The sequence below is a fragment of the Streptomyces amritsarensis genome (assembly GCF_001953875.1).
Classification (GTDB): domain Bacteria; phylum Actinomycetota; class Actinomycetes; order Streptomycetales; family Streptomycetaceae; genus Streptomyces; species Streptomyces amritsarensis.
In genome coordinates this window covers 12,052-36,928 of the sequence record NZ_MQUR01000038.1, presented here as the reverse complement: position 1 = coordinate 36,928, position 24,877 = coordinate 12,052, and the positions used below count along the sequence as shown (strand labels likewise).

The 24,877-nt window shown below is 71.5% G+C and carries 21 protein-coding genes, 1 tRNA gene and 1 riboswitch; of the genes, 14 read left to right on the top strand and 8 right to left on the bottom strand.

The window, feature by feature from the left end:
• The first annotated feature begins 112 nt into the window (after positions 1-112).
• The 9 genes from AVW11_RS17745 to AVW11_RS17705 all read left to right on the top strand — a co-directional run bounded on the left by AVW11_RS17745 (position 113) and on the right by AVW11_RS17705 (position 10,792).
• On the top strand, positions 113-1,390 hold the full coding sequence (locus AVW11_RS17745; RefSeq protein ID WP_076044644.1) for a cytochrome P450 family protein: 1,278 nt from the start codon (positions 113-115) through the stop codon (positions 1,388-1,390).
• 88 nt (positions 1,391-1,478) lie between these two features.
• Positions 1,479-2,492 (top strand): LysM peptidoglycan-binding domain-containing protein, encoded by a 1,014-nt coding sequence (locus AVW11_RS17740; RefSeq protein ID WP_060179902.1) that lies wholly within the window; start codon positions 1,479-1,481, stop codon positions 2,490-2,492.
• A 279-nt stretch (positions 2,493-2,771) separates the two neighbouring features.
• A riboswitch (cyclic di-AMP (ydaO/yuaA leader) is annotated at positions 2,772-2,942 on the top strand.
• A gap of 3 nt (positions 2,943-2,945) precedes the next feature.
• The gene (locus AVW11_RS17735; protein ID WP_030846515.1) at positions 2,946-3,653 is read left to right on the top strand and encodes a transglycosylase family protein; all 708 of its coding nucleotides are present in this window, start codon (positions 2,946-2,948) and stop codon (positions 3,651-3,653) included.
• A 285-nt stretch (positions 3,654-3,938) separates the two neighbouring features.
• Entirely contained in the window at positions 3,939-5,225 is a 1,287-nt protein-coding gene (eno, locus tag AVW11_RS17730) for a phosphopyruvate hydratase (protein WP_030028493.1), read from the top strand.
• Between the two features lie 90 nt (positions 5,226-5,315).
• The gene (locus AVW11_RS17725) at positions 5,316-5,804 is read left to right on the top strand and encodes an FtsB family cell division protein (protein ID WP_030846518.1); all 489 of its coding nucleotides are present in this window, start codon (positions 5,316-5,318) and stop codon (positions 5,802-5,804) included.
• A gap of 76 nt (positions 5,805-5,880) precedes the next feature.
• The gene (locus AVW11_RS17720; RefSeq protein ID WP_030716431.1) at positions 5,881-6,423 is read left to right on the top strand and encodes a DUF501 domain-containing protein; all 543 of its coding nucleotides are present in this window, start codon (positions 5,881-5,883) and stop codon (positions 6,421-6,423) included.
• Positions 6,420-7,373: a Ppx/GppA phosphatase family protein gene (locus AVW11_RS17715; protein ID WP_030846521.1), complete on the top strand. Its 954-nt coding sequence runs from the start codon at positions 6,420-6,422 to the stop codon at positions 7,371-7,373. Before AVW11_RS17720 ends, AVW11_RS17715 begins: the two co-directional genes overlap by 4 nt.
• Before the next feature lie 504 nt (positions 7,374-7,877).
• Positions 7,878-9,263: an NAD(P)/FAD-dependent oxidoreductase gene (locus AVW11_RS17710; protein WP_030846524.1), complete on the top strand. Its 1,386-nt coding sequence runs from the start codon at positions 7,878-7,880 to the stop codon at positions 9,261-9,263.
• A gap of 146 nt (positions 9,264-9,409) precedes the next feature.
• A complete protein-coding gene (locus tag AVW11_RS17705; protein WP_076044642.1) occupies positions 9,410-10,792 on the top strand; it encodes an SAM-dependent methyltransferase in 1,383 nt (460 codons plus the stop codon).
• A gap of 72 nt (positions 10,793-10,864) precedes the next feature.
• Here AVW11_RS17705 and AVW11_RS17700 read toward each other — a convergent pair whose 3' ends face one another.
• Both AVW11_RS17700 and AVW11_RS17695 read right to left on the bottom strand, forming a co-directional pair.
• Positions 10,865-13,417, bottom strand: coding sequence for an ABC transporter permease (locus AVW11_RS17700; RefSeq protein ID WP_076044640.1), 2,553 nt, complete (start codon positions 13,415-13,417; stop codon positions 10,865-10,867).
• Between the two features lie 58 nt (positions 13,418-13,475).
• Positions 13,476-14,240, bottom strand: a complete 765-nt coding sequence (locus AVW11_RS17695; RefSeq protein ID WP_106981591.1) for an ABC transporter ATP-binding protein — start codon at positions 14,238-14,240, stop codon at positions 13,476-13,478.
• Between the two features lie 431 nt (positions 14,241-14,671).
• Here AVW11_RS17695 and AVW11_RS17690 point away from each other — a divergent pair.
• Together AVW11_RS17690 and AVW11_RS17685 are read left to right on the top strand one after the other, a co-directional pair.
• Positions 14,672-14,753: transfer RNA gene (locus AVW11_RS17690), tRNA-Leu, on the top strand.
• Between the two features lie 169 nt (positions 14,754-14,922).
• Positions 14,923-15,771 carry a Bax inhibitor-1/YccA family protein gene (locus tag AVW11_RS17685; protein ID WP_060179897.1) on the top strand — a complete coding sequence of 283 codons (849 nt, stop codon included), beginning with the start codon at positions 14,923-14,925 and terminating at the stop codon, positions 15,769-15,771.
• Positions 15,772-15,891: 120 nt separating this feature from the next.
• Here the strand turns inward: AVW11_RS17685 and AVW11_RS17680 are convergent, their stop codons facing one another.
• On the bottom strand, positions 15,892-16,122 hold the full coding sequence (locus AVW11_RS17680; RefSeq protein WP_030846530.1) for a DUF4287 domain-containing protein: 231 nt from the start codon (positions 16,120-16,122) through the stop codon (positions 15,892-15,894).
• Between the two features lie 101 nt (positions 16,123-16,223).
• Between AVW11_RS17680 and AVW11_RS17675 the strand changes: the two genes are divergently transcribed.
• Positions 16,224-16,568 carry a hypothetical protein gene (locus AVW11_RS17675; protein ID WP_030846533.1) on the top strand — a complete coding sequence of 115 codons (345 nt, stop codon included), beginning with the start codon at positions 16,224-16,226 and terminating at the stop codon, positions 16,566-16,568.
• Here the strand turns inward: AVW11_RS17675 and AVW11_RS38025 are convergent.
• The 3 genes from AVW11_RS38025 to AVW11_RS17660 all read right to left on the bottom strand — a co-directional run bounded on the left by AVW11_RS38025 (position 16,552) and on the right by AVW11_RS17660 (position 20,238).
• Entirely contained in the window at positions 16,552-17,367 is an 816-nt protein-coding gene (locus AVW11_RS38025; protein ID WP_030846534.1) for a hypothetical protein, read from the bottom strand. The genes AVW11_RS17675 and AVW11_RS38025 overlap by 17 nt on opposite strands.
• A 464-nt stretch (positions 17,368-17,831) precedes the next feature.
• Entirely contained in the window at positions 17,832-19,052 is a 1,221-nt protein-coding gene (locus AVW11_RS17665) for an acetyl-CoA C-acetyltransferase (RefSeq protein ID WP_030846535.1), read from the bottom strand.
• 169 nt (positions 19,053-19,221) lie between these two features.
• A complete protein-coding gene (locus AVW11_RS17660; RefSeq protein WP_030846536.1) occupies positions 19,222-20,238 on the bottom strand; it encodes an SGNH/GDSL hydrolase family protein in 1,017 nt (338 codons plus the stop codon).
• A gap of 128 nt (positions 20,239-20,366) precedes the next feature.
• On the opposite strand from AVW11_RS17660, the gene AVW11_RS17655 reads away from it, so the two are divergent.
• Positions 20,367-21,752 carry a cystathionine beta-synthase gene (locus AVW11_RS17655; RefSeq protein ID WP_030846537.1) on the top strand — a complete coding sequence of 462 codons (1,386 nt, stop codon included), beginning with the start codon at positions 20,367-20,369 and terminating at the stop codon, positions 21,750-21,752.
• A gap of 428 nt (positions 21,753-22,180) precedes the next feature.
• Here AVW11_RS17655 and AVW11_RS17650 read toward each other — a convergent pair whose 3' ends face one another.
• Positions 22,181-22,558 (bottom strand): hypothetical protein, encoded by a 378-nt coding sequence (locus AVW11_RS17650; RefSeq protein ID WP_030846539.1) that lies wholly within the window; start codon positions 22,556-22,558, stop codon positions 22,181-22,183.
• Positions 22,559-22,739: 181 nt separating this feature from the next.
• On the opposite strand from AVW11_RS17650, the gene AVW11_RS17645 reads away from it, so the two are divergent.
• On the top strand, positions 22,740-23,582 hold the full coding sequence (locus tag AVW11_RS17645) for a MurR/RpiR family transcriptional regulator (RefSeq protein WP_060179895.1): 843 nt from the start codon (positions 22,740-22,742) through the stop codon (positions 23,580-23,582).
• A 51-nt stretch (positions 23,583-23,633) separates the two neighbouring features.
• Here AVW11_RS17645 and AVW11_RS17640 read toward each other — a convergent pair whose 3' ends face one another.
• Positions 23,634-24,806, bottom strand: a complete 1,173-nt coding sequence (locus AVW11_RS17640; protein ID WP_076044638.1) for an FAD-dependent oxidoreductase — start codon at positions 24,804-24,806, stop codon at positions 23,634-23,636.
• Between the last annotated feature and the right edge of the window lie 71 nt (positions 24,807-24,877).

Here is a 24,877-nt window from a genome sequence, read left to right as displayed (position 1 = left end):
CAAGTGTTGTCCGATCTGCGGACAGCCGCGACGAAGCGCTCATATGGGATGACGGATCGGCGGGTCGCGGCCCGCGCCGGTCCGCCGGTGCGCGGCGGCTACTGTCGGGGACATGCACGATCAGTCGTCCACTCCCCCCGTCGGCGCGGCGCCCGAACTCTTCACGTGGGAGTTCGCGACCGACCCCTACCCGGCCTACGCGTGGCTGCGCGAGAACGCGCCGGTGCACCGCACCAAGCTCCCCAGCGGCGTCGACGCCTGGCTGGTCACGCGGTACGCGGACGCCCGCCAGGCCCTCGCCGACCAGCGGCTCAGCAAGAATCCGGCGCACCACGCGGAGCCCGCGCACGCCAAGGGCAAGACCGGGATCCCGGGGGAGCGCAAGGCGGAGCTGATGACGCATCTGCTGAACATCGACCCGCCGGACCACACCCGGCTGCGCCGCCTGGTGTCGAAGGCGTTCACCCCGCGCAGGGTCGCGGAGTTCACCCCGCGGGTGCAGGCGCTCACCGACCACCTCATCGACCGGTTCGCGGGGAGGGGGGAGGCGGACCTCATCCACGAGTTCGCCTTCCCGCTCCCCATCTACGCCATCTGCGAGATGCTCGGCGTACCGCGCGAGGACCAGGACGACTTCCGCGACTGGGCCGGGATGATGATCCGCCACGGCGGAGGCCCGCGCGGCGGCGTCGCCCGGTCGGTGAAGCAGATGCGGACCTACCTCGGTGAACTCATCCACCGCAAAAGGGATGACCTGGGCGACGACCTGATCTCCGACCTGATCCGGGCGAGCGACCACGGCGACCACCTGACCGAGGGCGAGGCCACCGCGATGGCCTTCATCCTGCTCTTCGCCGGCTTCGAGACGACCGTGAACCTCATCGGCAACGGCGTCCACTCCCTCTTCATGAACCCCGTCCAGCGCGAGCGGCTGCAGCGCTCCCTGGCCGCCGGGGAGCGCGGCCTGCTGGCCACCGGTGTCGAGGAACTCCTGCGCTACGACGGTCCCGTGGAGCTGGCCACGTGGCGCTTCGCCACCGAGCCGCTGACCCTCGGCGGGGAGCGGATCGAGACCGGCGATCCGGTCCTGGTCGTCCTCGCCGCCGCCGACCGGGACCCGGCGCGGTTCACCGACCCGGACACCCTCGACCTCTCCAGGAGCGACAACCAGCACCTCGGCTACGGTCACGGCATCCACTACTGCCTGGGCGCGCCGCTCGCCCGGCTGGAGGGGCAGACCGCCCTCGCGACCCTGCTGACCCGGCTTCCCGATCTGGAACTCGCCGTTCCACCCCAAGACCTGCGCTGGCGTGGGGGGTTGATCATGCGGGGGCTGCGCACCCTGCCCGTTCGCTTCGCGGTTCAAAACACTTGCGCGCCTTCTGATTAAAAGTCAGATTCAGCTTGAACTTGTGACAATCGTTCGAAGGCCGCTAGGTTCTGCCGTTACCCCGCTGTTATGCGAAAGGTGATCCCTCATGCTCTCCGGGAACGGCCGTCACAGACGCCCCCGCCAGGTCCCCGCGCTGGTCGTCACAGCCGGTGTCACTGGCTCCGCGCTGGCCATGCCGCTGCTGGCCGCCACCAGCGCGACCGCTGCCGACACCGCCACCTGGGACAAGGTGGCCGAGTGCGAGAGCGGCGGCTCGTGGAGCGCCAACTTCGGCAGTGGCGCTTACGGCGGGCTCCAGTTCACCCAGGAGCAGTGGCAGAACGCCGGCGGTCTGGACTTCGCCGAGCGGGCCGACCTCGCGAGCCGCTCGCAGCAGATAGCCGTGGCCGAGCGCGTGCTGGCCTCCCAGGGTCCGCAGGCCTGGCCGCTGTGCGCGGCGTCCGCCGGACTGGACCAGCAGGGTCCGGCCGCCGTCGTCGACCCCGGTCTGCCCGGCAGCTCCACCGCGGTGGGCCCCGCGCCGTCCCGGCCCGACGACACCGTGCCCTCCACCGCGGGCGGCAAGCCCGCCACGGACTTCGGGCTCCCGACCGCGCAGACCCCCAGCCCCTCGGGCAGCCCCTTCCTGATTCCCGACGCGCCGTCCGTCGGACTGCCCGTCATGCCGGCGCCCGACGTCCCGACGGCGCCCCCGACCACCCCGACGGCCCCCGTCACGCCGACCGACCCGGCGACCGGGCCGGTCACCCCCGTCGACCCGACGGACCCGACCTCGCCCACGACCCCGCCGGTCACCCCGAGTCCGTCCCCGACCGGCCCGGCGGCCCCCGGGGTGCCGACGCCCTCGGCGAACCCGGGCGCCACTCCCGGCGAGGGCAACGGCAAGCACCGCGGAGCACCCTCCTCCGAGGAGAGCGCCCCCTCCGATGCCGCGCCGGAGCCCGTCTACACGGTGCAGGCGGGCGACAGCCTGGCGACCATCGCGGATGCCAAGGGCGTGAAGGGCGGCTGGAGCGGCCTCTATGCGGCCAATGAGCAGGTCATCGGCGGAGACGCCAACCTGATCAAGCCCGGCCAGAACCTGGATCTAACCACCTAATAAGGACAGTTGGTTCGACCGGAAAGACCTGATTGTCTGTTTTCTGCAAGTGAGACATGTGTCTCTTCCGGTCAACTGGCGTGTCCCGCCCCGGGGCTTCCGCAAACCCCGTTCTCACCTGCGCAAACACCCTGTCGGGGAGCGCAAGTAGGGGCCGTTTCTCCCCGATGCTCCTGGTTGAGCATCGGGGAGGGACATGTCTACCTTCTGATTCGCCCGCCACCGCGGGCTCCTTCGACCGCATCGCCGAATCCTGCCGGCGGACGGGGGGAACAGTCGTCGCGTCAAGCGCCGAAGGCAGGAGCGGGGGAACCAAGGTAGGTGCCGCGAGCGGCCGTTGACAGACGGTCGGCAACCGGCTTGGGGTTAAGCGGGGCGCAAGGTCGCACCGCCGGGCACTCACAGGCCCGAACCCGACAGCTCACCTCGTAGGCGTCGGTGAGGAGAAACCTCATGCTGCTTTCCGGCAAGGGCAAGCACCGTCGCGGTTCCAAGGCCGTTCGCATCGTCACGCTCGCCGGTGTCGCCGGTGTGGCCGTCGCCGCCCCCCTGATGACCGCGGGCGCCGCCAGTGCCGCCACCGCGTCCGAGTGGGACAAGGTCGCGCAGTGCGAGTCCGGTGGCAACTGGTCCATCAACACGGGCAACGGCTACTACGGCGGACTGCAGTTCTCGTCCTCCACGTGGGCCGCCTTCGGCGGCAAGTCCTACGCCGCGCAGGCCAACCAGGCCTCGAAGGCGCAGCAGATAGCCGTGGCCGAGAAGGTCCTCAAGAAGCAGGGCAAGGGCGCCTGGCCGCACTGCGGCAAGGGCCTGTCGAACTCCTCCTACACCGGTGGCGGCTCGACCGAGACCCCGGCCTCCACCAAGCCGAAGGCCGAGACGAAGAAGACCGAGACCAAGAAGGCCGAGACCAAGGCCGCGCCGAAGAAGGACACCAAGCGCACCGAGGTCCCGACCACCCGCTCCGAGCGCACCGAGGCTCCGGCCGCGCCGAAGACGGGCAACGGCTCCTACGAGGTCAAGCCGGGCGACACCCTGGGCACCATCGCCGAGGCCAACGGCGTCAAGGGCGGCTGGCAGCAGCTCTTCGAGCTGAACAAGGACATCGTCTCGGACGCCGACCTGATCTACCCCGGTCAGAAGCTGAAGCTCAGCTGAACGGCGCGGCGACAGCCGCAAAAGCGTACGCAACGCGCAGAATTCCCACCGCCCGGCGCCCCTTCCCCCCACGCGCCGGGCGGCGGTGTGTGCGGGCACATGGACCCTTCCGAGGTCGAAAAACCAGGACTGTATGTCCCGGAAGAGGGGTATTCGGCCCCTTTTTCGTCCCAGGGGTCGGGCGGTCGGCCGGTCGAACCCCGGAAGCCGGTTAGGCTCTAGGCGGCAAGGCCATCCCACGGCCTGACACGCCACCGCACACCCAGCGTCACATCCCAGAAGGAGATGCTCGTGCCGTCCATCGACGTCGTCGTAGCCCGGGAAATCCTGGACTCCCGAGGCAACCCCACGGTCGAGGTCGAGGTGGGCCTCGACGACGGCAGCACCGGCCGTGCTGCCGTTCCGTCCGGCGCCTCCACCGGTGCATTCGAGGCCATCGAGCTCCGTGACGGTGACCCCAACCGTTACATGGGCAAGGGTGTCGAGAAGGCCGTCCTCGCCGTCATCGAGCAGATCGGCCCGGAGCTCGTCGGCTACGACGCCACCGAGCAGCGCCTGATCGACCAGGCCATGTTCGACCTGGACGCCACCGACAACAAGGGCTCGCTCGGCGCCAACGCCATCCTCGGCGTCTCGCTCGCCGTCGCCCACGCCGCGTCCGAGGCCTCCGACCTCCCGCTCTTCCGCTACCTCGGCGGTCCGAACGCGCACCTGCTGCCCGTTCCGATGATGAACATCCTCAACGGTGGGTCGCACGCCGACTCCAACGTCGACATCCAGGAGTTCATGATCGCCCCGATCGGCGCGGAGTCCTTCTCCGAGGCGCTGCGCTGGGGCGCCGAGGTCTACCACACCCTCAAGAAGGTCCTCCACACCAAGGGCCTGTCCACCGGTCTCGGCGACGAGGGCGGCTTCGCCCCGAACCTGGAGTCCAACCGCGCCGCGCTCGACCTCATCATCGAGGCCATCAAGCAGGCCGGCTACACCCCGGGCAAGGACATCGCGCTCGCGCTCGACGTCGCCGCGTCGGAGTTCTACAAGGACGGCAAGTACGAGTTCGAGGGCCAGTCCCGCTCGGCCGCCGAGATGACCGACTACTACGCCGAGCTCGTCGAGGCGTACCCGCTGGTCTCCATCGAGGACCCGCTGTTCGAGGACGACTGGGCCGGCTGGAAGACCATCACCGACCGCCTGGGCGCCAAGGTCCAGATCGTCGGCGACGACCTCTTCGTCACCAACCCCGAGCGCCTGGCCCGCGGCATCGAGGAGGGCTCCGCGAACGCCCTCCTCGTGAAGGTGAACCAGATCGGTTCGCTGACCGAGACCCTCGACGCCGTCGAGATGGCCCAGCGCAACGGCTTCAAGTGCATGATGTCGCACCGCTCCGGCGAGACCGAGGACGTCACCATCGCCGACCTCGCCGTCGCCGTGAACTGCGGTCAGATCAAGACCGGCGCCCCGGCCCGCTCGGACCGCGTCGCCAAGTACAACCAGCTGCTGCGCATCGAGGAGATCCTCGACGACGCCGCGGTGTACGCGGGCCGCAGCGCCTTCCCGCGCTTCAAGGGCTAATCACGCTCTGCCTCCGTACGTCCCCGCACTCGGTCCCGTACCGTGTGCGGGGACGTATTGCGTAGTGCGTACAAAAGGGGAGGCGGACCAATGGCCGGGAACCGGGATCGGTTCTCCACCTTCTCCACCGCGACGCGGCTCAAGCAGCTCGGTGAGCGGACCGCGGCCCACGTCTACCGCTCGCAGTCGCGCCGGCAGGTGCGCCGCAGCCGCCTCACCGGCAGGGCGGCGCTCCTGGTGCTCGTGCTCTGTACGCTGGTCGTCGCCCTCGCGTATCCGATGCGCCAGTACGTCTCCCAGCGCTCGGAGATCGCGGAGCAGCAGCGGGCCGCCGCGGCGGCGCGGGACCGCCTGGAGCGGCTCCGCGACGAGAAGGCCCGCTGGCAGGACGACGCCTACGCGGAGCAGCAGGCGCGCAAGCACCTGCACTTCCTGCGTCCGGGGGAGGTCGGCTACATCATGGGCGACCCCGGATCCCGCCCGCCGGAGCCGCACCGCACCGGCCAGGCCGGCTCGGACCGCCCCTGGTACTCCAACGTCTGGGACGGCGTCGACAAGGCCGACCGCCCGGGCGACTAGCACCGCAGCACCGCAGCACCGCAGCACCGCACCACCGCAGCACCCATCCACGAGAACGAAGAGACTTCCTCCAGGCATGCAGACGCCCCCGCCCCAGACCGACCGCACCGAGCCGACCGACGCGGACATCGAGGCGTTCGAGCAGCAGCTCGGCCGCCCGCCGCGCGGGCTGCGCGCCATCGCGCACCGCTGCCCCTGCGGGCAGCCCGACGTGGTGGAGACCGCCCCGCGGCTCCCCGACGGCACCCCCTTCCCGACGCTGTACTACCTGACGTGCCCGCGCGCGGCCTCCGCCATCGGCACGCTGGAGGCCAACGGCGTGATGAAGGAGATGCAGGCGCGGCTCGCCGAGGACCCGGAGCTCGCCGCCGCCTACCAGGCCGCGCACGAGGACTACATCCGGCGCCGCGACGCCATCGAGGTGCTCCAGGGCTTCCCGAGCGCCGGCGGTATGCCGGACCGGGTCAAGTGCCTGCACGTCCTCGTCGGCCACTCCCTTGCCGCCGGCCCCGGGGTGAACCCCTTCGGCGACGAGGCCCTCGCGATGCTGCCCGAGTGGTGGGCCAAGGGCGCCTGCGTCACGCCGTGCGGCGAGAAGAAGGAAGAGGAGTCCCGGTGACCCGGGTCGCGGGCATCGACTGCGGGACGAACTCCATCCGGCTGCTCGTGGCGGACTGCGACCCGGCCACGGGCGAGCTGGTCGAGCTGGACCGGCGGATGACCATCGTCCGGCTCGGGCAGGGCGTGGACAAGACCGGGCGCCTGGCCCCGGAGGCGCTGGAGCGGACCTTCGCCGCCTGCCGCGAGTACGCGGCGGTCATCGAGGAGTTGGGCGCGCAGCGGGTGCGCTTCGTGGCGACCTCCGCCTCCCGTGACGCCGAGAACCGCGACGACTTCGTGCGCGGCGTCGTGGAGATCCTCGGCGTCGAGCCCGAGGTGATCTCCGGTGACCAGGAGGCGGAGTTCTCCTTCACCGGCGCCACCAGGGAGCTGACCGCGCACGAGCACCTTCAGCGGCCGTTCCTGGTGGTCGACATCGGCGGCGGCTCGACCGAGTTCGTGGTCGGCGACGACCACGTGCGGGCCGCCCGCTCCGTGGACGTGGGCTGCGTCCGGATGACCGAGCGCCACCTGGTGGTGGACGGCGTCGTCACCGACCCGCCGTCCGAGAAGCAGATCGCGGCCGTCCGGGCCGACATCGAGGCCGCGCTGGACCTGGCGTCCGAGACCGTCCCGCTGGCCGAGGCGCGCACGCTGGTGGGCCTGGCGGGTTCGGTGACCACCATCGCCGGCATCGCGCTGGGGCTGCCCGAGTACCGGTCGGCGGACATCCACCACTCCCGGATCTCCTACGGGCAGGTCCGCGAGATCACCGAGCGGATGCTGACGGCCACGCACGACGAGCGCGCGGCGATCCCCGTGATGCACCCGGGCCGGGTCGACGTGATCGGCGCGGGCGCGCTGGTCCTGCTGGCGATCATGGAGCGCACCGGAGCCTCCGAGGTCGTGGTCTCCGAACACGACATCCTCGACGGAATCGCCTGGAGCGTGGCGGGCGCCACCGTGTGACGGGCCGGTCCGTCGGGACGACGGGGGTTCCGCGGCCGGGCGGCCGGGGAACCCCCGTGGTCGTTCTGGGTCGTGCCCGGGATGACCGGTGCAATCACCTGGTCCATCGGCCGAACTGCCTTCGAACCAGGGTGTGAAGCCCTCCAGGACCATGATCCGGAAAAAGTTCGTGAAGTTCTTCACAAGGAAAAGGTGCCTGCCGGGCCGCGGGAAGGGCCCTTCGGGGCCTTGCGGAGGGCCTGGGGCCCGTTTTGTCGCGCGTTCGTGCGATCGGCGGAGGCGGCGGGCTTCGCGTCGGAGGTAAGGACGAAACCCGGTGGTCTACTCCGGTCGAAGCCTTGGAGGCCAGTTCAGGACGGGTGAACAACGACTCCCGCCACCCCTTGGTTCCCGCCCGCCGCCATGACGTCCGTCACGTGGGCGGCGGAGTGTAGCAGAGGCCCTCCGACTCCTTGTGAAGGGGCTCACGAGCAACACCCCAATGGGTGCTGGATACTCGTTCTCATGAGCACCACGGAGCGTCCCAGGATCCTCGTTGTAGGAGGTGGGTACGTAGGCCTGTACGCAGCCAAGCGCATCATGAAGAAGATGCGCTACGGCGAGGCGACCGTCACGGTCGTCGACCCGCGCTCGTACATGACCTACCAGCCCTTCCTCCCCGAAGTGGCCGCAGGCAGCATCTCGCCTCGGCACGTCGTCGTCCCGCTGCGACGCGTGCTGCCCAAGGCAGAGGTCCTCACCGGCCGGGTCACCAGCATCGACCAGGACCGCAAGGTCGCCGTCGTCACGCCGCTGGTCGGCGAGGCGTACGAGCTGCCCTTCGACTACCTGGTGATCGCGCTCGGCGCCGTCTCCCGCACCTTCCCGATCCCCGGTCTCGCAGAGCAGGGCATCGGCATGAAGGGCGTCGAGGAGGGCATCGGCCTGCGCAACCACGTACTCGAGCAGCTCGACAAGGCCGAGTCCACGACGGACGAGGACGTCCGCCGCAAGGCCCTCACCTTCGTCTTCGTCGGCGGCGGCTTCGCCGGCGCCGAGACGATCGGCGAGGTCGAGGACATGGCCCGCGACGCCGCGAAGTACTACTCCACGATCAAGCGCGAGGACATGCGCTTCATCCTGGTCGACGCGGCCGACAAGATCCTCCCCGAGGTCGGGCCCAAGCTCGGCACCTGGGGCAAGGAGCACCTCGAGTCCCGCGGCATCGAGATCTACCTCAACACCTCCATGGACTCCTGCGTGGACGGCCACGTGGTGCTGAAGAACGGCCTCGAGGTCGACTCCAACACCATCGTGTGGACCGCCGGCGTCAAGCCCAACCCGGTCCTGGCCCGCTACGGCCTGCCGCTGGGCCCGCGCGGCCACGTGGACGCCCAGCCGACCCTCCAGGTCACGGGCACCGACTACATCTGGACCGCCGGCGACAACGCCCAGGTCCCCGACATCGCCGCCCGCAAGGCCGGTGTCGAGAACGCCTGGTGCCCGCCGAACGCCCAGCACGCGCTGCGCCAGGCCAAGGTCCTCGGCGACAACGTCATCTCGGGCATGCGGGGCTTCCCGCAGACCGAGTACTCGCACTCCAACAAGGGTGCCGTGGCGGGCCTCGGCCTCCACAAGGGCGTCGCGATGATCGTCATGGGCAAGACGAAGATCAAGCTCAAGGGCCGGCTCGCCTGGTACATGCACCGTGGCTACCACGGCATGGCCATGCCGACCTGGAACCGCAAGATCCGCGTCTTCGCCGACTGGACCCTCGCCATGTTCCTCAAGCGCGAGGTCGTCTCCCTCGGCGCGCTGGAGACCCCGCGCGAGGAGTTCTACGAGGCCGCCAAGCCGGCGCCGGCCCCGGCCGCCGCCGCTGCCCCGGCCGAGAAGGCCAAGGCCTCCTGACCCCGCGTCGGGAGCCCGGCCGCTGAGCCGGCCGCATGTACGACCCCGAAGGGGCCGCCCGCCATCCGTGGTGCGGGCGGCCCCTTCGGCGTACCCGGGGCCGCGGATGGGTAGAGGGATGGGTCGGAACTTTGTGGAGGTGCGCCATGACCGACGCCGCTCCGCGGCTGGCCGCTCTTGCCGAGACCCTGCTCGGCGGCCCCCTGCCCGTGCGCATCCGCGCGTGGGACGGAACCGAGGCCGGGCCGCCCGAGGGCCCCGTTCTCGTCGTCCGCGGCCGCCGTGCCCTGCGCCGGATGCTGTGGAAGCCCGGAGAGCTGGGCCTGGCCCGCGCCTGGGTGGCCGGTGACCTGGCCGTGGAGGGCGACCTGTTCGAGATGCTGGACCGGGTGGCGGGCCTGCTCTGGCAGCGGGACCGGCCGCCCGCCCCGGCCCCGCCCGCGTCCCCCCTGAGCGTGCTGCGCCCGCGCCTGCCCCGGCGCGTCACGGCCGCCGCGGACACCGCCGCGGCCGCCGCCGCCCTGCTGGGCGACGCGGACGCGCGGAGCGCCGTACGGGACCTCGTCACCCTGGCCAGGCCCTGGCCGGCGCCCGCGCCGCCCGCGGAGGAGGCGGCCCGGCGCGGCGGCCCCCGGCACTCCAGGGGCCGCGACCGGCAGGCCGTCAGCCACCACTACGACGTCGGCAACGACTTCTACGAGCGGGTCCTCGGCCCCTCCATGGTGTACTCCTGCGCCTACTGGACCCCCGGCTCCACCCTGGAGCGGGCCCAGCACGACAAGCTCGACCTGGTCTGCCGCAAGCTCGCCCTGAAGCCCGGCGACCGGCTCCTCGACGTCGGCTGCGGCTGGGGCTCCATGGCCCTGCACGCGGCCCGCGCCCACGGCGCCCGCGTCACCGGGATCACCCTCTCGCGCGAACAGGCCGCGTACGCCCGCAAGAAGGTCGCGGACGAGGGCCTGGCCGATCTGGTCGAGATCCGGATCCAGGACTACCGCGACGTCAAGGACGGCCCCTACGACGCCATTTCGTCCATCGGGATGGCCGAACACGTCGGTGCCGAGCGCTACCGCGACTACGCGCGCACCCTGCACGCCCTGCTGCGCCCCGGCGGCCTGCTGCTCAACCACCAGATCGCCCGCCCCCCGGAGGCCGACGAAGGGGCCTACCGGGTGGACGAGTTCATCGACGCCTACGTCTTCCCCGACGGCGAGCTGTCCCCGGTCGGCACCACGGTCGGCGAGCTGGAACGGGCCGGCTTCGAGGTCCGCGACGTGGAGGCGCTGCGCGAGCACTACGCCCTGACCCTGCGGGCCTGGGTGGCGCGGCTGGAGGAGCACTGGGACGAGGCCGTGGCCCTCACCTCGGCCGGCCGGGCCCGGGTCTGGCAGCTCTACATGGCCGCCTCCGCGCTCGCCTTCGAACGGGGCCGCCTCGGGGTCAACCAGGTGCTCGCGGTGCGCTCCGCGGCGCGCGGGGACTCCGGGCTGCCGCTGCGGCTGCGGACCTGGGGCGCCCAGTCGGCGTAATCGTTCCTGCGCGCACGACGCGAAAGGCCCCGGGTCGCCCCGGGGCCCTTCGGTGTCCGCGGTCCGGGTCCGCTACTCGGTCTTGATGGCGGTCAGCATGTTCAGGCGGGCGGCGCTGCGGGCCGGCCACATGGCGGCCAGGACGCCGACCACGGCGGCCAGCAGGAGGAAGATCCCGATCCGGTCCCACGGCAGGATCAGCTCGTAGCCGGGCATGGCCTTCGCCAGCGTGGAGCCGACGGCCCAGGCGAGGAAGATGCCGATGACGACGCCGAGGGCGGCTCCGAAGAGCGAGATCACCACGGCTTCGAGGCGGATCATGTTCTTGACCCGGCTGCGGTCGAGGCCGATGGCCCGCAGCATGCCGATCTCCTGGGTGCGCTCGAAGACGGACATGGCCAGGGTGTTGACCACGCCGAGCACCGAGATGACCAGCGCCATGCCGAGCAGGCCGTACATGATGTTCAGCATCGTGTTGATCATGCCGCCCATCTCGTTGCGCATGTCCTGCTGGGTGGCGACGGTGATGGCCGGGTTCTTGCCGAGCGCGTCGACGACCTTCTGCTGGGCGGCCTTGGAGGCCCCGCCGTCGACGTTGACGTACACCTCGGGGATGTACATCTCCTCGCTGTGCTCACTGAGGATCTTGTTGTCGATGACGTAGGGGGAGAGCAGGCCCTCCATGTCCTTGAAGATCGCGCCGACCTTGACGGACGCTTCCTGGCCGTCGTCGTACTTCACCTTGAGCGCGGAGCCGACGGTGAAGTTCTGCTTCTTGGCGGTCTTCTCGGCGACGGCGACGTCGCCCTTGCCGAGGCTGTCGAGCGAGCCGCTGAGGACCTCGACGTTCAGGAGCTGGCCGATGGTGGCCGGGTTGACGCCGGAGGCCGCCCGGAAGTCGCCGTCGACCAGGAAGTAGCCGGCCGTCTGCGGGGAGACCGCCTTGATGCCGGGGGCCTTGGACAGGGTCTCGGCCACGGACTTGTCCAGGCTGCCCGCGTCGGCGGACATGGAGACCCGGTAGTCGGCCTTGAGCTTCTCGGTGCTCATGCGGTCGACGACCTTGCCGACGGTGATGCCGAGGACGGACAGCGTGGTGACCAGGGTCAGGCCGATCGCCAGGGAGGCGGCGGTGACGGCGGTGCGGCGCGGGTTGCGGACCGCGTTCTGGGCGGCCAGCTTGCCGGGGACGCCGAACACCTTCTGCAGCAGCGGGCGGACGGCGCCGATGACCGGCTTGGAGAGCAGCGGCAGCAGCACGATCATGCCGATCAGCATGAAGAAGGCGCCGCCGCCCATGGTCATGCGGCCCGTGTTGCCGCCGGTGGACACGCCCAGGAGCACCAGGCCGATGCCGCCGAGGCTGATGACCGAGCCGAGGATGTTGCGTACGAGCAGGGACTTCGAGGTGGCCGGCAGGTGGGCGCTGCCCATGGCGGCCACGGGTGCGATCCGGCCGGTGCGCCAGGCCGGCAGCACGGCGGCGACGGTGGTGACGACGACGCCGATGACGAGCGCGGCGACGACGGTGCCCGGGGCGATCACCATGGCGCCGCCCGGCAGCTTCGCGCCGAGGGAGCCGATGACGGAGCGGATCCCGATGGCCAGGCCGATACCGCCGAGCAGGCCGACGGCGGCCGACAGCAGGCCGACGAGCAGGGCCTCGCTGAGCACGGAGCGCATGACCTGGCCGCGGTGGGCGCCGACGGCGCGCAGCAGGGCCAGCTCCTTGGTGCGCTGGGCGACCAGCATGGTGAAGGTGTTGTAGATCAGGAAGATGCCGACGAAGAGCGAGATGCCCGCGAAGACGAGGAGCATCGTGCTGAGGTTGCTGAGGCCCTTCTCGATCTGCTTGGCCTGCTCCGCGGCGAGCGCCGCGCCGGTCTGCGCCTTGGTCGTCCTGTCGTCGAGCAGCGGCTTGATGTCGGCGAGCAGCTTCTCGGCGGAGGTGCCGTTCTTCGCGGCGACCGACAGCTCCTGGAAGTAGCCGGGCTTGAGGTAGAGCTCCTGGGCGACCTTGGTCTCGAAGAGGACCAGGCTGCCGCCGGCCTGGACGGCGCCGTCCTCGGTGGTGAAGACGCCGGCGAGGGAGTACTCCTTGACCGGGCCGTTGGTGGCGACGCGGACCTTGTCGCCGACCTTGTAGTTGCCCTTGTCGGCGGTGGCCTGGTCGAGGGCGACCTCGTCGGCCTTGGCCGGGCCGGCGCCCTGGGCGAAGGCGTAGCGCGGGTCCTTGCCGTCCTTGACGGGGGTGAAGTTCGCGCCCTGGTTGGACCAGCCGGAGCCGATCAGCTTGCCGTTCTCGTCGCCGACGCCGGCGAAGCCCGAGACGCGGCCGGAGACGGTGTCGACGCCGGGGAGCGCCTTGATCCTGTCGAGGGTCTGCTGGCCGAGGCCGGGCTCGCCCTCCTTCTCGCCCTGCTCGTTGCGGCCCTGGCCGTACGAGGTGACCGAGACGGCGACGCCCTCGTAGCTCTTGGCGGACTGGCCGGAGAGGGACTTCTTGAGGGTGTCGGTGAAGACGAGGGTGCCGGATACGAAGGCGACGCCGAGGGTGACGGCGAGCACCGTCATCAGCAGCCGGGCCTTGTGCGCGAGGACGTTGCGCAGGGCGGTACGGAACATGGGAGATCTCAGTCCTGGGGCTGGAAGTCTTGGAGGAAGGGCCGGGGCGGGAGCCGGATCAGCTGGTGCGGCCCTTGGCGTCGAAGGCCTTCATGCGGTCCAGCACGCCGTCGGCGGTGGGGCTGAGCATCTCGTCGACGATCCGGCCGTCGGCGAGGAAGATGACGCGGTCGGCGTAGGAGGCGGCGACGGGGTCGTGGGTGACCATCACGACGGTCTGGCCGAGCTCGCGGACGGAGTTGCGCAGGAAGCCGAGGACCTCGGCGCCGGAGCGGGAGTCCAGGTTTCCGGTCGGCTCGTCACCGAAGATGATCTCGGGGCGGGAGGCCAGGGCGCGGGCCACCGCCACGCGCTGCTGCTGGCCGCCGGAGAGCTGGGTGGGCCGGTGGCCCAGGCGCCCGGAGAGGCCGACCATGTCCACCACGGTGTCCAGCCACTGCTGGTCGGGCTTGCGGCCGGCGATGTCCATGGGGAGCGTGATGTTCTCCAGGGCGGTCAGCGTCGGCAGCAGGTTGAACGCCTGGAAGATGAAGCCGATCTTGTCCCGGCGCAGCTGGGTGAGCTGCTTGTCCTTGAGGGAGCCCAGCTCGGTCTCGCCGATGCGGACGGAGCCCGCGGAGAAGGTGTCCAGGCCGGCGACGCAGTGCATCAGGGTGGACTTGCCGGAGCCCGACGGGCCCATGATCGCGGTGAACTGCCCCTGGCCGAAGTCCACGGAGACGTTGTCCAGGGCGACCACCTGGGTCTCGCCCTGGCCGTACACCTTGGAGAGGCCGGTGGCTCGCGCGGCCACGGCCTGGGCGGTGTGCGGGGCGTAGTTCATGGTGGTCACGGGACGGCTCCTCGGTCTGTTGTGCGGGACTCCTCCATCTTCACCGCGCCCTTACCTGTCGCGGATCAGCCGCCGTACCTGTTCCCGGGCCCACTCCAGACTGACGGCGGGCGGGCGCGCCTCCTCCTCTGGTATGACAACGACTCCGGCAGGAGATGGCGGGAGCCCTGGTCGACGGGCGGTGGCCCGGGGTGGCGTGCAGGGTGGCGCACGGGGTGGCGCGAGCCATCGAAATCCCGTCATTCCCGTACAGGCGGTGATCGACGTCCAGAACGGGCCGACCGTGCATTCTGGGGCCTGACGGACCCTCAAGCGCCAATAAAATCAGACAACATCGGATAGACGGCCGACCGGCGGCGAGTGTGTTCCGGATAGGCTCGGCACAGCGTTCAAGGCTTTTTCCACGGGGGCCGCCACGCCCTGCCCGGATGGTGGAATGCAGACACGGCGAGCTTAAACCTCGCTGGCCTTCGGGTCGTGCCGGTTCAAGTCCGGCTCCGGGCACTCCGCAGCTCTGGCCGGGTCCTCCTCGCGGCTCCGGCGAGGCTCCCTCGTTTATCCCCTGCGCTTCGCCGTGCCTTCTCCTAAGATCCTCCTCCAGCAGTAGGGTGCTTTCTTTGCGAGCGCATTACTCTTGTTGCAAGGCCGCGCTCGGTGGCCACGGAGGAGTGAGATGAGGAGCAGTAACCCGGTCTTCTCGCGACGGGGGTTCAGCCGCGACAACGGTGGCTACGCGGGCTTTGACGCGCAGCACCAGCAGGCCGGGACCAACCCGTACGCGACCAACCCCTACGCGACCGACCCGGCCACGGGTATGCCGCAGGCGCCGGCGCGCACCAACGCGATGACCATGGACGACGTCGTGAGCCGTACGGCCATGACGCTCGGCACGCTCATCGTGACGGCGACCCTCTCCTGGGTGCTGCTGCCGGTCGACCCGGCCAACCTCGGCATGTCGTACGCCATCGGCATCGGCGCCGCGCTGGTCGCGTTCGTCTTCGCGATGATCCAGTCCTTCAAGAGCAAGCCCGTCCCGGGCCTGATCCTGGCCTACTCGGCGTTCGAGGGTGTCTTCCTCGGCGTCATCAGCGCGGCCGTCAGCACCTACCTCGGCCCCGGCGTGGTCATGCAGGCCGTGATGGGCACGATGTGCGTCTTCGCCGCCGTGCTCTTCGCGTACAAGATGCGCTGGATCCGCGTCACCCGCCGCTTCTACGGCTTCGTGATGGCCGCGACCCTCGGCTTCATCCTGCTGATGCTCGTGAACTCGCTGTTCGCGGTCTTCGGCGGCGGTGACGGCCTCGGCTTCCGCAGCGGCGGCCTCGGCCTGCTGTTCGGCGCCATCGGTGTCATCCTCGGCGCCTGCTTCCTCGCCCTCGACTTCAAGCAGGTCGAGGACGGCATCACCTACGGTGCCCCGCGCGAGGAGGCCTGGCTGGCGGCCTTCGCCCTCACCATGACCCTGGTGTGGATCTACGTCGAGATGCTGCGCATCTTCTCGATCCTCTCGGGCGACGACTAGCAGCACCTGCGGGCCGCCCGGCCCGCGCGGTGCGGCACACGGCACGGGGAAGGCCCCGCGAGCGACAGCTCGCGGGGCCTTCCCGCGCGTGGAGGGACTTACGGGGGTCGGGGGAGGGGGTCAGCCGAACCGGCGGGCGGCTCTGCGCAGGTCGTACTCGTGGATGATCGCCTTGGCCTGGCCGTACGACAGCTCGTGCGCGCCGCGGAGCCAGCTGACCTTCTCCTCGAACCGGACGAGGGAGGGGCCTTCGTCGACGGTGCGGAGCCAGTCGGAAACCTCACGACCGGTGGTCCGGGGGATTCTGTCGATCATGTTGCGGTGGGTCTGCTCGGAGAACTCTACGGACATGGGCGCCTCCGGAAGGTTTGCCGTGCTGTTCTCTTCACGCCACCGTGCCGGAGAGTTCGCCCATTGGCAATGGTGCCCGGACGGCGCGTAGGGTCGGCCGGGTGCTTGATACCTCGCCCCTGAGCGCCGCCGTGGAACGTTTCGCCGACCGGCTGCGGGCCGCCCCGCAGAGCCGCCTCCAGCAAGGGGCGGCCGCCGTGGCGCTGGAGCTGGCCCGCGACCTCTCCGCACGGGCGCAGCGGCTGGAGGCGCCCGGCGAGGCGCCGCGGACGATGCCGGACGCGGGCATCTTCGTCGTCGGGGACCAGGTGGCGGTGGCCGGACTGGACCTCGCCGAGGCGCTGCGCGACCGGCAGGGCGCCCCGGACGGCGCGAAGGCCCCGTCCGAGATGCTGGACGAGGCCGTATCGCTGGTGGAGCAGGCGGAGGTCAGAGCGACGCGATGACGCGGTCCGCGAGGATGTAGACGTTGCTGTCGGGGTCCTCGGAGTCGCCGCAGGAGAACGTCAGGGCGTAGGCGCCGGAGATCCCCGAGCCGCCGAGCAGGACCGGGGCGGTGCCCGAGCGCAGTGCCTCGGCCAGGCGCTCCGCGGTCTCCCGGTGCCCGGGCGTCATGCACAGCGTCGTGCCGTCGGTGAAGACGTACACGTCGAGCGTGCCCAGCGGGCCGGGACGGACGTCCGCGAGGGCCGTACGGGCCTCGGCGAGCTCCTCCAGCCGGTTCACGGTGCGCTCGTGGTCGGCGCCGGGGTGCGAGGCCTGGACCGGTACGAAGTCCGGGTGCGAGGGGTGGCGCCGGCGGGCGGCGGCCAGCTCGGCCGAGTCCTCCGGGTACCCGGGAAGCTCGTCCAGCACCTCCTCGCCCATGACCGGCTCCAGGCCCACCAGATCGGCCTGCCGGGGCAGGAAGACCGGGTTGTCCTCGCCGAGCCCGGGCAGGCCGCCCAGCAGCGAAGGGGCGTCGGCGGCGTCGCGGGCCTCCTGCGCGGCCCAGAAGGCGCGCGCCTCGGCCAGCTCCCGCTCGCGCTCCTCGGCCAGGGCCTCGGCCACGGCGGCTCGTATCTCCGCGGCGGGGGACTCGGCGGCGTGGCGGGCGTGCGGGACGGTCGTGGCGCGGGCGTGGACCGGCACCGCCAGCTCACTGCGCAGGGCGGAGACCTGCTTGCGCAGACCGTGGACGGCGTGCAGAGCAGCAGCGCCCACGGCGGTGGCAGCGGCCGTGGTCAGCAGCAGGGCAAGAGACATGGCGCTCACTGACTAACTCCTGAGGTGATTCGATCCCCCGACTTCCTACATCAGAGTGTCCCGGCCTGGGAATGGCGTGCAGTGCATTACGTCACGAAATGGACAGGGCTTTCGTCACACCCTGCACCCCTGTGCACGTTCTGACCTGCATAAACACCGATCCCCCAGGACATAGGTCACATCCTGGGGGAGATTCGGTCACAGGTAGGCCGCGACGGGATTAGAACCGGCGTCAGTACGGCCCGTGCCGCCAAGGGGCGCCTGGCCCCGTTCTTGATCCAGTAGTCGCGAGCCTACTTTCGGCAACGAACACCCGAGGCCCCGGCGGCCCCGCCACGGCTCAGCTCAGCCGCTCTGCCTTGTGGTCGCGCTGAACCTCGCCACCGCTGCGGGCAGGTGCCGCGCTCGCCACGCGGCGGAGCCGACATCGGCACGGCCGCGCGACCCCTACCCTCCGCCACGGCTCAGCTCAGCCGCTCGATCACCATCGCCATGCCCTGGCCGCCGCCCACGCACATCGTCTCGAGGCCGAACTGCTTGTCGTGGAACTGCAGGCTGTTGATCAGCGTGCCGGTCAGGCGGGCGCCGGTCATCCCGAAGGGGTGACCCACGGCGATGGCCCCGCCGTTGACGTTCAGCTTCTCAAGGGGGATCTCCAGGTCCCGGTACGACGGGATGACCTGGGCCGCGAAGGCCTCGTTGATCTCGAACAGGTCGATGTCGCCGACCGTCAGGCCGGCCCGCTTCAGGGCCTGCTTCGACGCCTCGACCGGGCCCAGGCCCATGATCTCGGGGGAGAGGCCGGTCACGCCGGTGGAGACGATCCGGGCCAGCGGCGTCAGGCCCAGCTCCCGGGCCTTGGTGTCGCTCATGATGACCAGCGCGGCGGCGCCGTCGTTCAGCGGACAGCAGTTGCCGGCCGTCACCAGGCCGTCGGGGCGGAAGACGGGCTTGAGACCCTGCACGCCCTCCAGGGTCACGCCGGCGCGCGGGCCGTCGTCCGTGGAGACGACCGTGCCGTCCGGGGTGGTGATCGGGGTGATCTCGCGGGCCCAGAAGCCGTTCTTGATGGCCTCCTCCGCCAGGTTCTGGGAGCGGACGCCGAACTCGTCCATGTCCTGGCGGGTCACGCCCTTCAGACGGGCCAGGTTCTCCGCGGTCTGGCCCATCGAGATGTACGCGTCGGGCACGAGGCCGTCCTCGCGCGGGTCGTGCCAGGACGAGCCCTCGCTCTCGGCGACGGCGGCCGTACGGGCCTCCGCGTCGGCGAAGAGCGGGTTGTGGGTGTCGGGCCAGGAGTCCGAGTTGCCCTTCGCGAACCGCGACACCATCTCCACGCCCGCGGAGATGAACACGTCGCCCTCGCCCGCCTTGATGGCGTGCAGGGCCATCCGGGAGGTCTGCAGCGAGGAGGAGCAGTAGCGGGTGATCGTGGTGCCCGGGAGGAAGTCCATGCCCATCTGCACGGCCACGATGCGGGCCAGGTTGTTGCCCTGCTCGCCGCCCGGCAGGCCGCAGCCCAGCATCAGGTCGTCGATCTCGCGGGGGTCCAGCTCGGGGACCTTCGCCAGGGCGGTCTGGATGATCGTCGCGGTCAGGTCGTCCGGGCGGACGTCCTTGAGGGATCCCTTGAAGGCGCGCCCGATGGGAGAGCGGGCGGTGGAAACGATGACGGCTTCGGGCATCGGGACTCCAAGGGGTGCGTCGTTGCGGGACCGGATGCGAAGTTACCGCCCCGTACGGTCGAGGTCACCGGCCTGGGGGTGTGATGCCGGTCGCTCCCGCCGGCCCGGCCGGCCGGGGCCCGCACCCCCAAGGGTGCGCCTCCCCGGCCGTGAGCGGCAGGACCCGCGGTCACGGGGCGAGCCCGGCCGCGTCCGGGGCCGCGGGGGCAGGGTCCTCGCCCGGCACCCGCCGCCGCCGGCGGTGCTTGAGCAGGACCCAGGGGCCGCGGACCGCCGTGACCTCCGTACCCGCCTGGCCCGCCGCCGCCGACGCGGCCTTCGCCACCGGCAGCATGTCCTCGTCGCGCGACACGTCCAGCCGGTCCGACTCCGGCCACAGGCCGAGCGTGGCGCACAGCGTCGGCAGCACGGCCATCGCGGCCGTCGCGTACCCCTCCGCCGACGGGTGGTAGGAGTCCGGGCCGAACATCTCGCGCGGGTTCGCGGCGAACTCGGGGCCCAGCAGGTCCCCCATGGACACCGTACGGGCGCCCAGCGCGACCACTCCTATGGTCTGCGCGGCGGCCAGCTGCCGTGACACGCGGCGCGCGAGCCAGCGCAGCGGCTGGTACACCGGTTCGATCGTGCCGAGGTCCGGGCAGGTGCCCACGACGACCTCGGAGCCCGCCAGGCGCAGCCGGCGCACGGCCGAGGTCAGCAGCCGCACCGACTGGGTCGGCGGCATCCTGCGTGTCACGTCGTTCGCGCCGATCATGATCACGCAGACGTCGGGCGCGGGCGCGTCCCGGTCCAGCAGCAGCCCCACCTGGCGGTCCAGGTCGTCCGACATGGCACCCGACAGGGCCACGTTGCGCAGCTCCACCGGCCGCTCCGCGACCGCCGCCAGCCCCGAGGCCAGCAGCGCCGCCGGAGTCTGCCGGGCCCGGCGCACCCCGAGGCCCGCGGCCGTGGAATCACCCAGCATGCCCAGCCGCAGCGGGCCCGGGCTCTGCTCCGGGCCGCCGAACTCGCTCCCGTACAGCCCGTCCGCGCGCGGCGGCTCGCCCAGCCCGGTGCCCACCGTGCGCTTGGCGAACTGCACCTCCGCCAGAACCAGCCCGACCGCGGCGGCCCCGACCAGTCCGAGGCCGCCTCCGCCGTACGCTGCCCCCGCCGCGATCCGGCGGGCTGTTCTCGCCCTGGACATCCTTCAGGCCACCTCCTCGCGTCTCATTGACCCCTACCTGCCCCGTACGAGCGGTCGGTCAATCCCTTTCCGCATACCCTGGCCGGACCTCCCGGAGAACCCGTGGAGTCCCCTCCTTGGAGAACATGGTGCAATTCCACGACTCGATGATCAGCCTCGTCGGCAACACCCCGCTGGTGAAGCTCAACCGTGTGACCGAAGGCCTGCAGGCCACCGTCCTTGCGAAGGTCGAGTACTTCAATCCCGGTGGATCCGTGAAGGACCGGATCGCCGTACGGATGATCGAGGCCGCCGAGCAGAGCGGAGCCCTCAAGCCCGGTGGCACCATCGTGGAGCCGACCAGCGGCAACACGGGTGTAGGACTCGCCATCGTGGCCCAGCAGAAGGGCTACAAGTGCATCTTCGTCTGCCCTGACAAGGTGTCCATGGACAAGATCAACGTGCTGCGCGCGTACGGCGCCGACGTGGTCGTCTGCCCGACCGCCGTCGACCCCGAGCACCCGGACTCGTACTACAACGTGTCCGACCGCCTCGTGCGCGAGACGCCCGGTGCCTGGAAGCCCGACCAGTACAGCAACCCGAACAACCCCCGTTCGCACTACGAGACCACCGGTCCGGAGCTGTGGGAGCAGACGGACGGGAAGATCACCCACTTCGTCGCCGGCGTCGGCACGGGCGGCACGATCTCCGGCACCGGCAAGTACCTCAAGGAGGTCAGCGGCGGGAAGGTCAAGGTCATCGGCGCCGACCCCGAGGGCTCGGTCTACTCCGGCGGCTCCGGCCGCCCCTACCTCGTCGAGGGTGTCGGCGAGGACTTCTGGCCGACCGCCTACGACCCCGACGTCACCGACGAGATCATCGCGGTGTCCGACAAGGACTCCTTCCAGATGACGCGCCGGCTGGCGAAGGAGGAGGGCCTCCTCGTCGGCGGTTCCTGCGGCATGGCCGTCGTGGCCGCGCTGAAGGCCGCCGAGGGCCTCGGCCCGGACGACGTGGTCGTCGTCCTGCTGCCGGACAGCGGCCGCGGCTACATGAGCAAGATCTTCAGCGACGAGTGGATGGCGGGCCACGGCTTCCTGGAGGAGGCCGGACCGTCCGCCCGCATCGGCGACGTGCTGGACGACAAGGAGGGCGGCATCCCCTCCCTCGTCCACATGCACCCCGAGGAGACCGTCGGCGAGGCCATCGAGGTGCTGCGCGAATACGGCGTCTCCCAGATGCCGATCGTCAAGCCCGGCGCCGGCCACCCCGACGTGATGGCCGCCGAGGTCATCGGCTCCGTGGTCGAGAAGGAACTGCTCGCGGCGCTGTTCGCGCAGCGCGCCGCGCTCTCCGACCCGCTGGAGAAGCACATGAGCTCGCCGCTGCCGCAGGTCGGCTCCGGCGAGCCGGTGTCCGAGCTGATGGCGGTGCTCGGCGAGGCCGACGCGGCGATCGTGCTGGTCGAGGGCAAGCCCACCGGTGTGGTGAGCCGCCAGGACCTCCTCGCCTTCCTGGCGAAGACCGCGAAGTAGCCCGCTGCCCGCCCGGGGACGGGGCGCGGGCCCACGGCCCGCCGCCCGCCCCGGGCACCCGCGTTTTCCGGCCGTCGCGCAAACGGTACGGGCCGGACACGTGACAGCAGCACGGCCTTAACACGGCTCCGGCACAGTGGTGGTTGTCGGCAGGAGCCCGGGAGACCGGACCAGGCCGGCATCACCGACGGTGTTCGCGCACTCCGGAGCGGCTCCCGGACACGCGAACGCCATGGACGCGGACGGCCCTGACCCGGCCGTGTCCTTCGCGGGGACCGCCGTCGTCCCGCCCCTCGCCCGCGAGGGTGCGGCGGTCCCCGCGCCAACCCCCCTTCTTTTCGGGCTCGGCTCGCCTCCGGGGCGCCTTGTGCCGGCTCGGCTCACTCGCGGGCGGAGCCCGCAGCGGTGCCGCACCGCCGGGGAAGGTCTCAGCCCGTGTCGCCCGGCCGGGCGCGCCGCAGGCGGGCCGCGTGGATGAAGTTCACCCCCACGATCCCGGCCCAGGCCACCAGCAGCCCCGCGAAGCCCGCCTGCGTGGCGGCGATGGCCGACAGCGGGACCGCCAGGACCAGGGTGATGACGGCGAAGCCGAAGCGTTCGCCGAAGTTCCCGCCGGCCGGGTCGGCGTACGGGCTCTCGCCGCGGGCCGCGGCCAGGCGTTCCTCGGCGAGCCGGCGCCGGACCTGGGTGTCGACCTTCTCGACGAACGATTCCACCAGCGCGGCCTCGTACTCCGGGCCCAGGTCCCGCCGGGCCTTCATCGTCGCGTCGAATTCCTTCTTCAGCTCTTGGGTGTGGGCGTCCATGCCCCCACCGTAGGAAGCGCCGCAGCCCCCGGCACTGGGGCCAGCCCCCGTATCCGCCGTCTCCCCGCAGCCCGGAGTCCCGGTCCGCGTATCCGCATCGCGGGCACCGGCTTGCCCCACTGCATAACCGCATGCAGAGTGCTCCGTGACTGAATAAATCACCGGGACGGAGGGGGACGGCATGAGCGACAGCCCGGCGGCGCGGCTCCAGGCGCTGTTCGAGGGGCACCGGCTGACACCGACCCAGCGGCGGATCGCGCACTGCATGGTGCGCGGGGCGGCGGAGGTGCCGTTCCTGTCGAGCGTCGAGCTGGCCGACCTGGCCGGGGTGAGCCAGCCGTCGGTGACCCGGTTCGCCGTGGCCCTCGGCTTCGACGGCTATCCCGCGCTGCGCAGGCACCTGCGCGAGGTGGCTCCGGCCGAGCGGTCCGCCGCGGCCCGGGAGGACTCGTACAACGAGTACCAGCAGGCCGTCCTGGGCGAGATCGAGAACCTGCGGCAACTCGCCGAGATGCTCGCCGACCCCGCCCCGGTCGAGGAGGCGGGGCGGCTGCTCGCCGCCTCGACCCCGCTGCCGGTGCTCGGGCTGCGGGCGGCGTCCTCGCAGGCGCGCGGCTTCGCGTACTTCGCCGCCAAGGTCCATCCCGACGTACGGCTCCTCGACGAGGGCGGCTCGATGATGGAGGACCGTATCGACGCGGCCCGCTACGAGGGGGCCACGGCCCTGCTGTGCTTCGCGCTGCCCCGGCACCCCCGCGAGGTCGTGGACACGCTGGAACGCGCCCGCAAGGCCGGCCTGACCGTGGTGACGGTCGCGGACTCGGCCTTCGCCCCGGTGGCCCGCCACTCGGACCTCCTGATCCCCGCCCCGGTCGGCACCGGCCTCGCCTTCGACACCGCCTGCGCGCCGATGCTGCTGGGCCGGGTGCTGCTGGAGGCGATGGCGGACGCCCTGCCGGACGCGCAGGCCCGCCTGGAGGCCTTCGACACCCGGGCGGCGGCCCGCGGGCTCTTCGTGGAGTGACGCCCCGATCCGCGTCGTCCCGCGCGGACCCGGGCGTCACTGCGCGAGCCCTTAGCGGTAGTCCAGCTCCGCCAGCTCGGTGGCCAGGCGCATGCGCAGCGCCGGGATGCGGGAGAGGACGGGCAGCAGCGTGTTGCGCACGGCGCGGAGCAGCGGGTTCCGGGCGGTCGCGACGCGGGTCATCCGGTCGGTGAGGGCCACCACGCGCAGGGCGACGGGGCGGCGTGCGGCCTCGTAGCCGTCGAGGTCGCCGGAGGCCAGGGCGCGGCCGAGGGCGTAGCCGTCCTGGATGCCGGTGTTCATGCCCTGCCCGCCGGCCGGGCTGTGCACGTGGGCGGCGTCCCCGGCGAGCAGGAGGCGGCCGGAGCGGTAGCGGGCGGCGACGCGGTGGTGGATCCGGAACCGGGAGGACCAGATGAGTTCGCGGACGGCCGCCTGGCCGGGGACGCGTTCGGCCAGCAGGCCCCGGACGAAGGCGAGGTCCGGCTCGGCGGGTGCCTCGGCGACGGTGGCGACGATCCGGTAGCGCCCGGAGCTGCCCGCGCTGCCCCCGGGCAGCGGGGCGATCACCATCAGCCCGGCGGCGCCGAAGACGAGGGAGACCTCGCGCGGACCGGGGGCCCAGTCCATGACCACGTCGGCGAGGACGAAGGACTCCCCGTACGCGCCGCCCTCGAAGGCGATGCCGGCGGCCGTGCGGACCGCGCTGCGCATCCCGTCGGCGCCCACGACGTGCGCGGCGCGCAGCGTCTCGCCGGTGGCGGTGGTGAGGGTGGCCCCCTCCGCGTCCTGCACGACACCGGTCACCTCGTACGGGCGGTGGACGTCGCCGCCGAGCGCCCGCAGGCGGCCCAGGAGGACGGCCTCGGTCTCGTACTGGGGGACCATCAGCGCGTACGGGTGGGCCGTGGGCAGGCGGTCGAAGTCCACGGCTGCGAGGGGGCGGGCGCCGTCGCGGATCCGGAAGCGGGAGACGGGGACGCCGCGGCCGACGAGGTCCGCGGTCAGCGCGCCGCTCGGGTCGAGCTCGTCGAGGACCTCCAGGGTGCGGGCGTGGACGACGGCGGCGCGGGAGGTGTTGGCGCCCTCGGCCTGCCGGTCGAGGAGCACGAAGTCGATGCCGGCCTCCGCCAGGGTCACGGCGAGGGCGAGGCCGGTGGGGCCGGCGCCCACGACGGCGACCTCGGTGCGGGCGGGGAGCGGGAGTGCGGCGGTGCTGGTCATGGCGACCTCCTCCGGCTTGCCAACGATTGTTGGCCAACGGCTGTTGACATCAGGATGCGCCTGGGCGGCCG

Bases quoted from the DNA above. Each gene is read 5' to 3' on its own strand.
- AVW11_RS17745 (WP_076044644.1), top strand. From the start codon at position 113: ATGCACGATCAGTCGTCCACTCCCCCCGTCGGCGCGGCGCCCGAACTC.
- AVW11_RS17740 (WP_060179902.1), top strand. From the start codon at position 1,479: ATGCTCTCCGGGAACGGCCGTCACAGACGCCCCCGCCAGGTCCCCGCG.
- AVW11_RS17735 (WP_030846515.1), top strand. From the start codon at position 2,946: ATGCTGCTTTCCGGCAAGGGCAAGCACCGTCGCGGTTCCAAGGCCGTT.
- eno (WP_030028493.1), top strand. From the start codon at position 3,939: ATGCTCGTGCCGTCCATCGACGTCGTCGTAGCCCGGGAAATCCTGGAC.
- AVW11_RS17725 (WP_030846518.1), top strand. From the start codon at position 5,316: ATGGCCGGGAACCGGGATCGGTTCTCCACCTTCTCCACCGCGACGCGG.
- AVW11_RS17720 (WP_030716431.1), top strand. From the start codon at position 5,881: ATGCAGACGCCCCCGCCCCAGACCGACCGCACCGAGCCGACCGACGCG.
- AVW11_RS17710 (WP_030846524.1), top strand. From the start codon at position 7,878: ATGAGCACCACGGAGCGTCCCAGGATCCTCGTTGTAGGAGGTGGGTAC.
- AVW11_RS17705 (WP_076044642.1), top strand. From the start codon at position 9,410: ATGACCGACGCCGCTCCGCGGCTGGCCGCTCTTGCCGAGACCCTGCTC.
- AVW11_RS17700 (WP_076044640.1), bottom strand. From the start codon at position 13,417: ATGTTCCGTACCGCCCTGCGCAACGTCCTCGCGCACAAGGCCCGGCTG.
- AVW11_RS17695 (WP_106981591.1), bottom strand. From the start codon at position 14,240: ATGAACTACGCCCCGCACACCGCCCAGGCCGTGGCCGCGCGAGCCACC.
- AVW11_RS17685 (WP_060179897.1), top strand. From the start codon at position 14,923: ATGAGGAGCAGTAACCCGGTCTTCTCGCGACGGGGGTTCAGCCGCGAC.
- AVW11_RS17680 (WP_030846530.1), bottom strand. From the start codon at position 16,122: ATGTCCGTAGAGTTCTCCGAGCAGACCCACCGCAACATGATCGACAGA.
- AVW11_RS38025 (WP_030846534.1), bottom strand. From the start codon at position 17,367: ATGTCTCTTGCCCTGCTGCTGACCACGGCCGCTGCCACCGCCGTGGGC.
- AVW11_RS17665 (WP_030846535.1), bottom strand. From the start codon at position 19,052: ATGCCCGAAGCCGTCATCGTTTCCACCGCCCGCTCTCCCATCGGGCGC.
- AVW11_RS17660 (WP_030846536.1), bottom strand. From the start codon at position 20,238: ATGTCCAGGGCGAGAACAGCCCGCCGGATCGCGGCGGGGGCAGCGTAC.
- AVW11_RS17650 (WP_030846539.1), bottom strand. From the start codon at position 22,558: ATGGACGCCCACACCCAAGAGCTGAAGAAGGAATTCGACGCGACGATG.
- AVW11_RS17645 (WP_060179895.1), top strand. From the start codon at position 22,740: ATGAGCGACAGCCCGGCGGCGCGGCTCCAGGCGCTGTTCGAGGGGCAC.
- AVW11_RS17640 (WP_076044638.1), bottom strand. From the start codon at position 24,806: ATGACCAGCACCGCCGCACTCCCGCTCCCCGCCCGCACCGAGGTCGCC.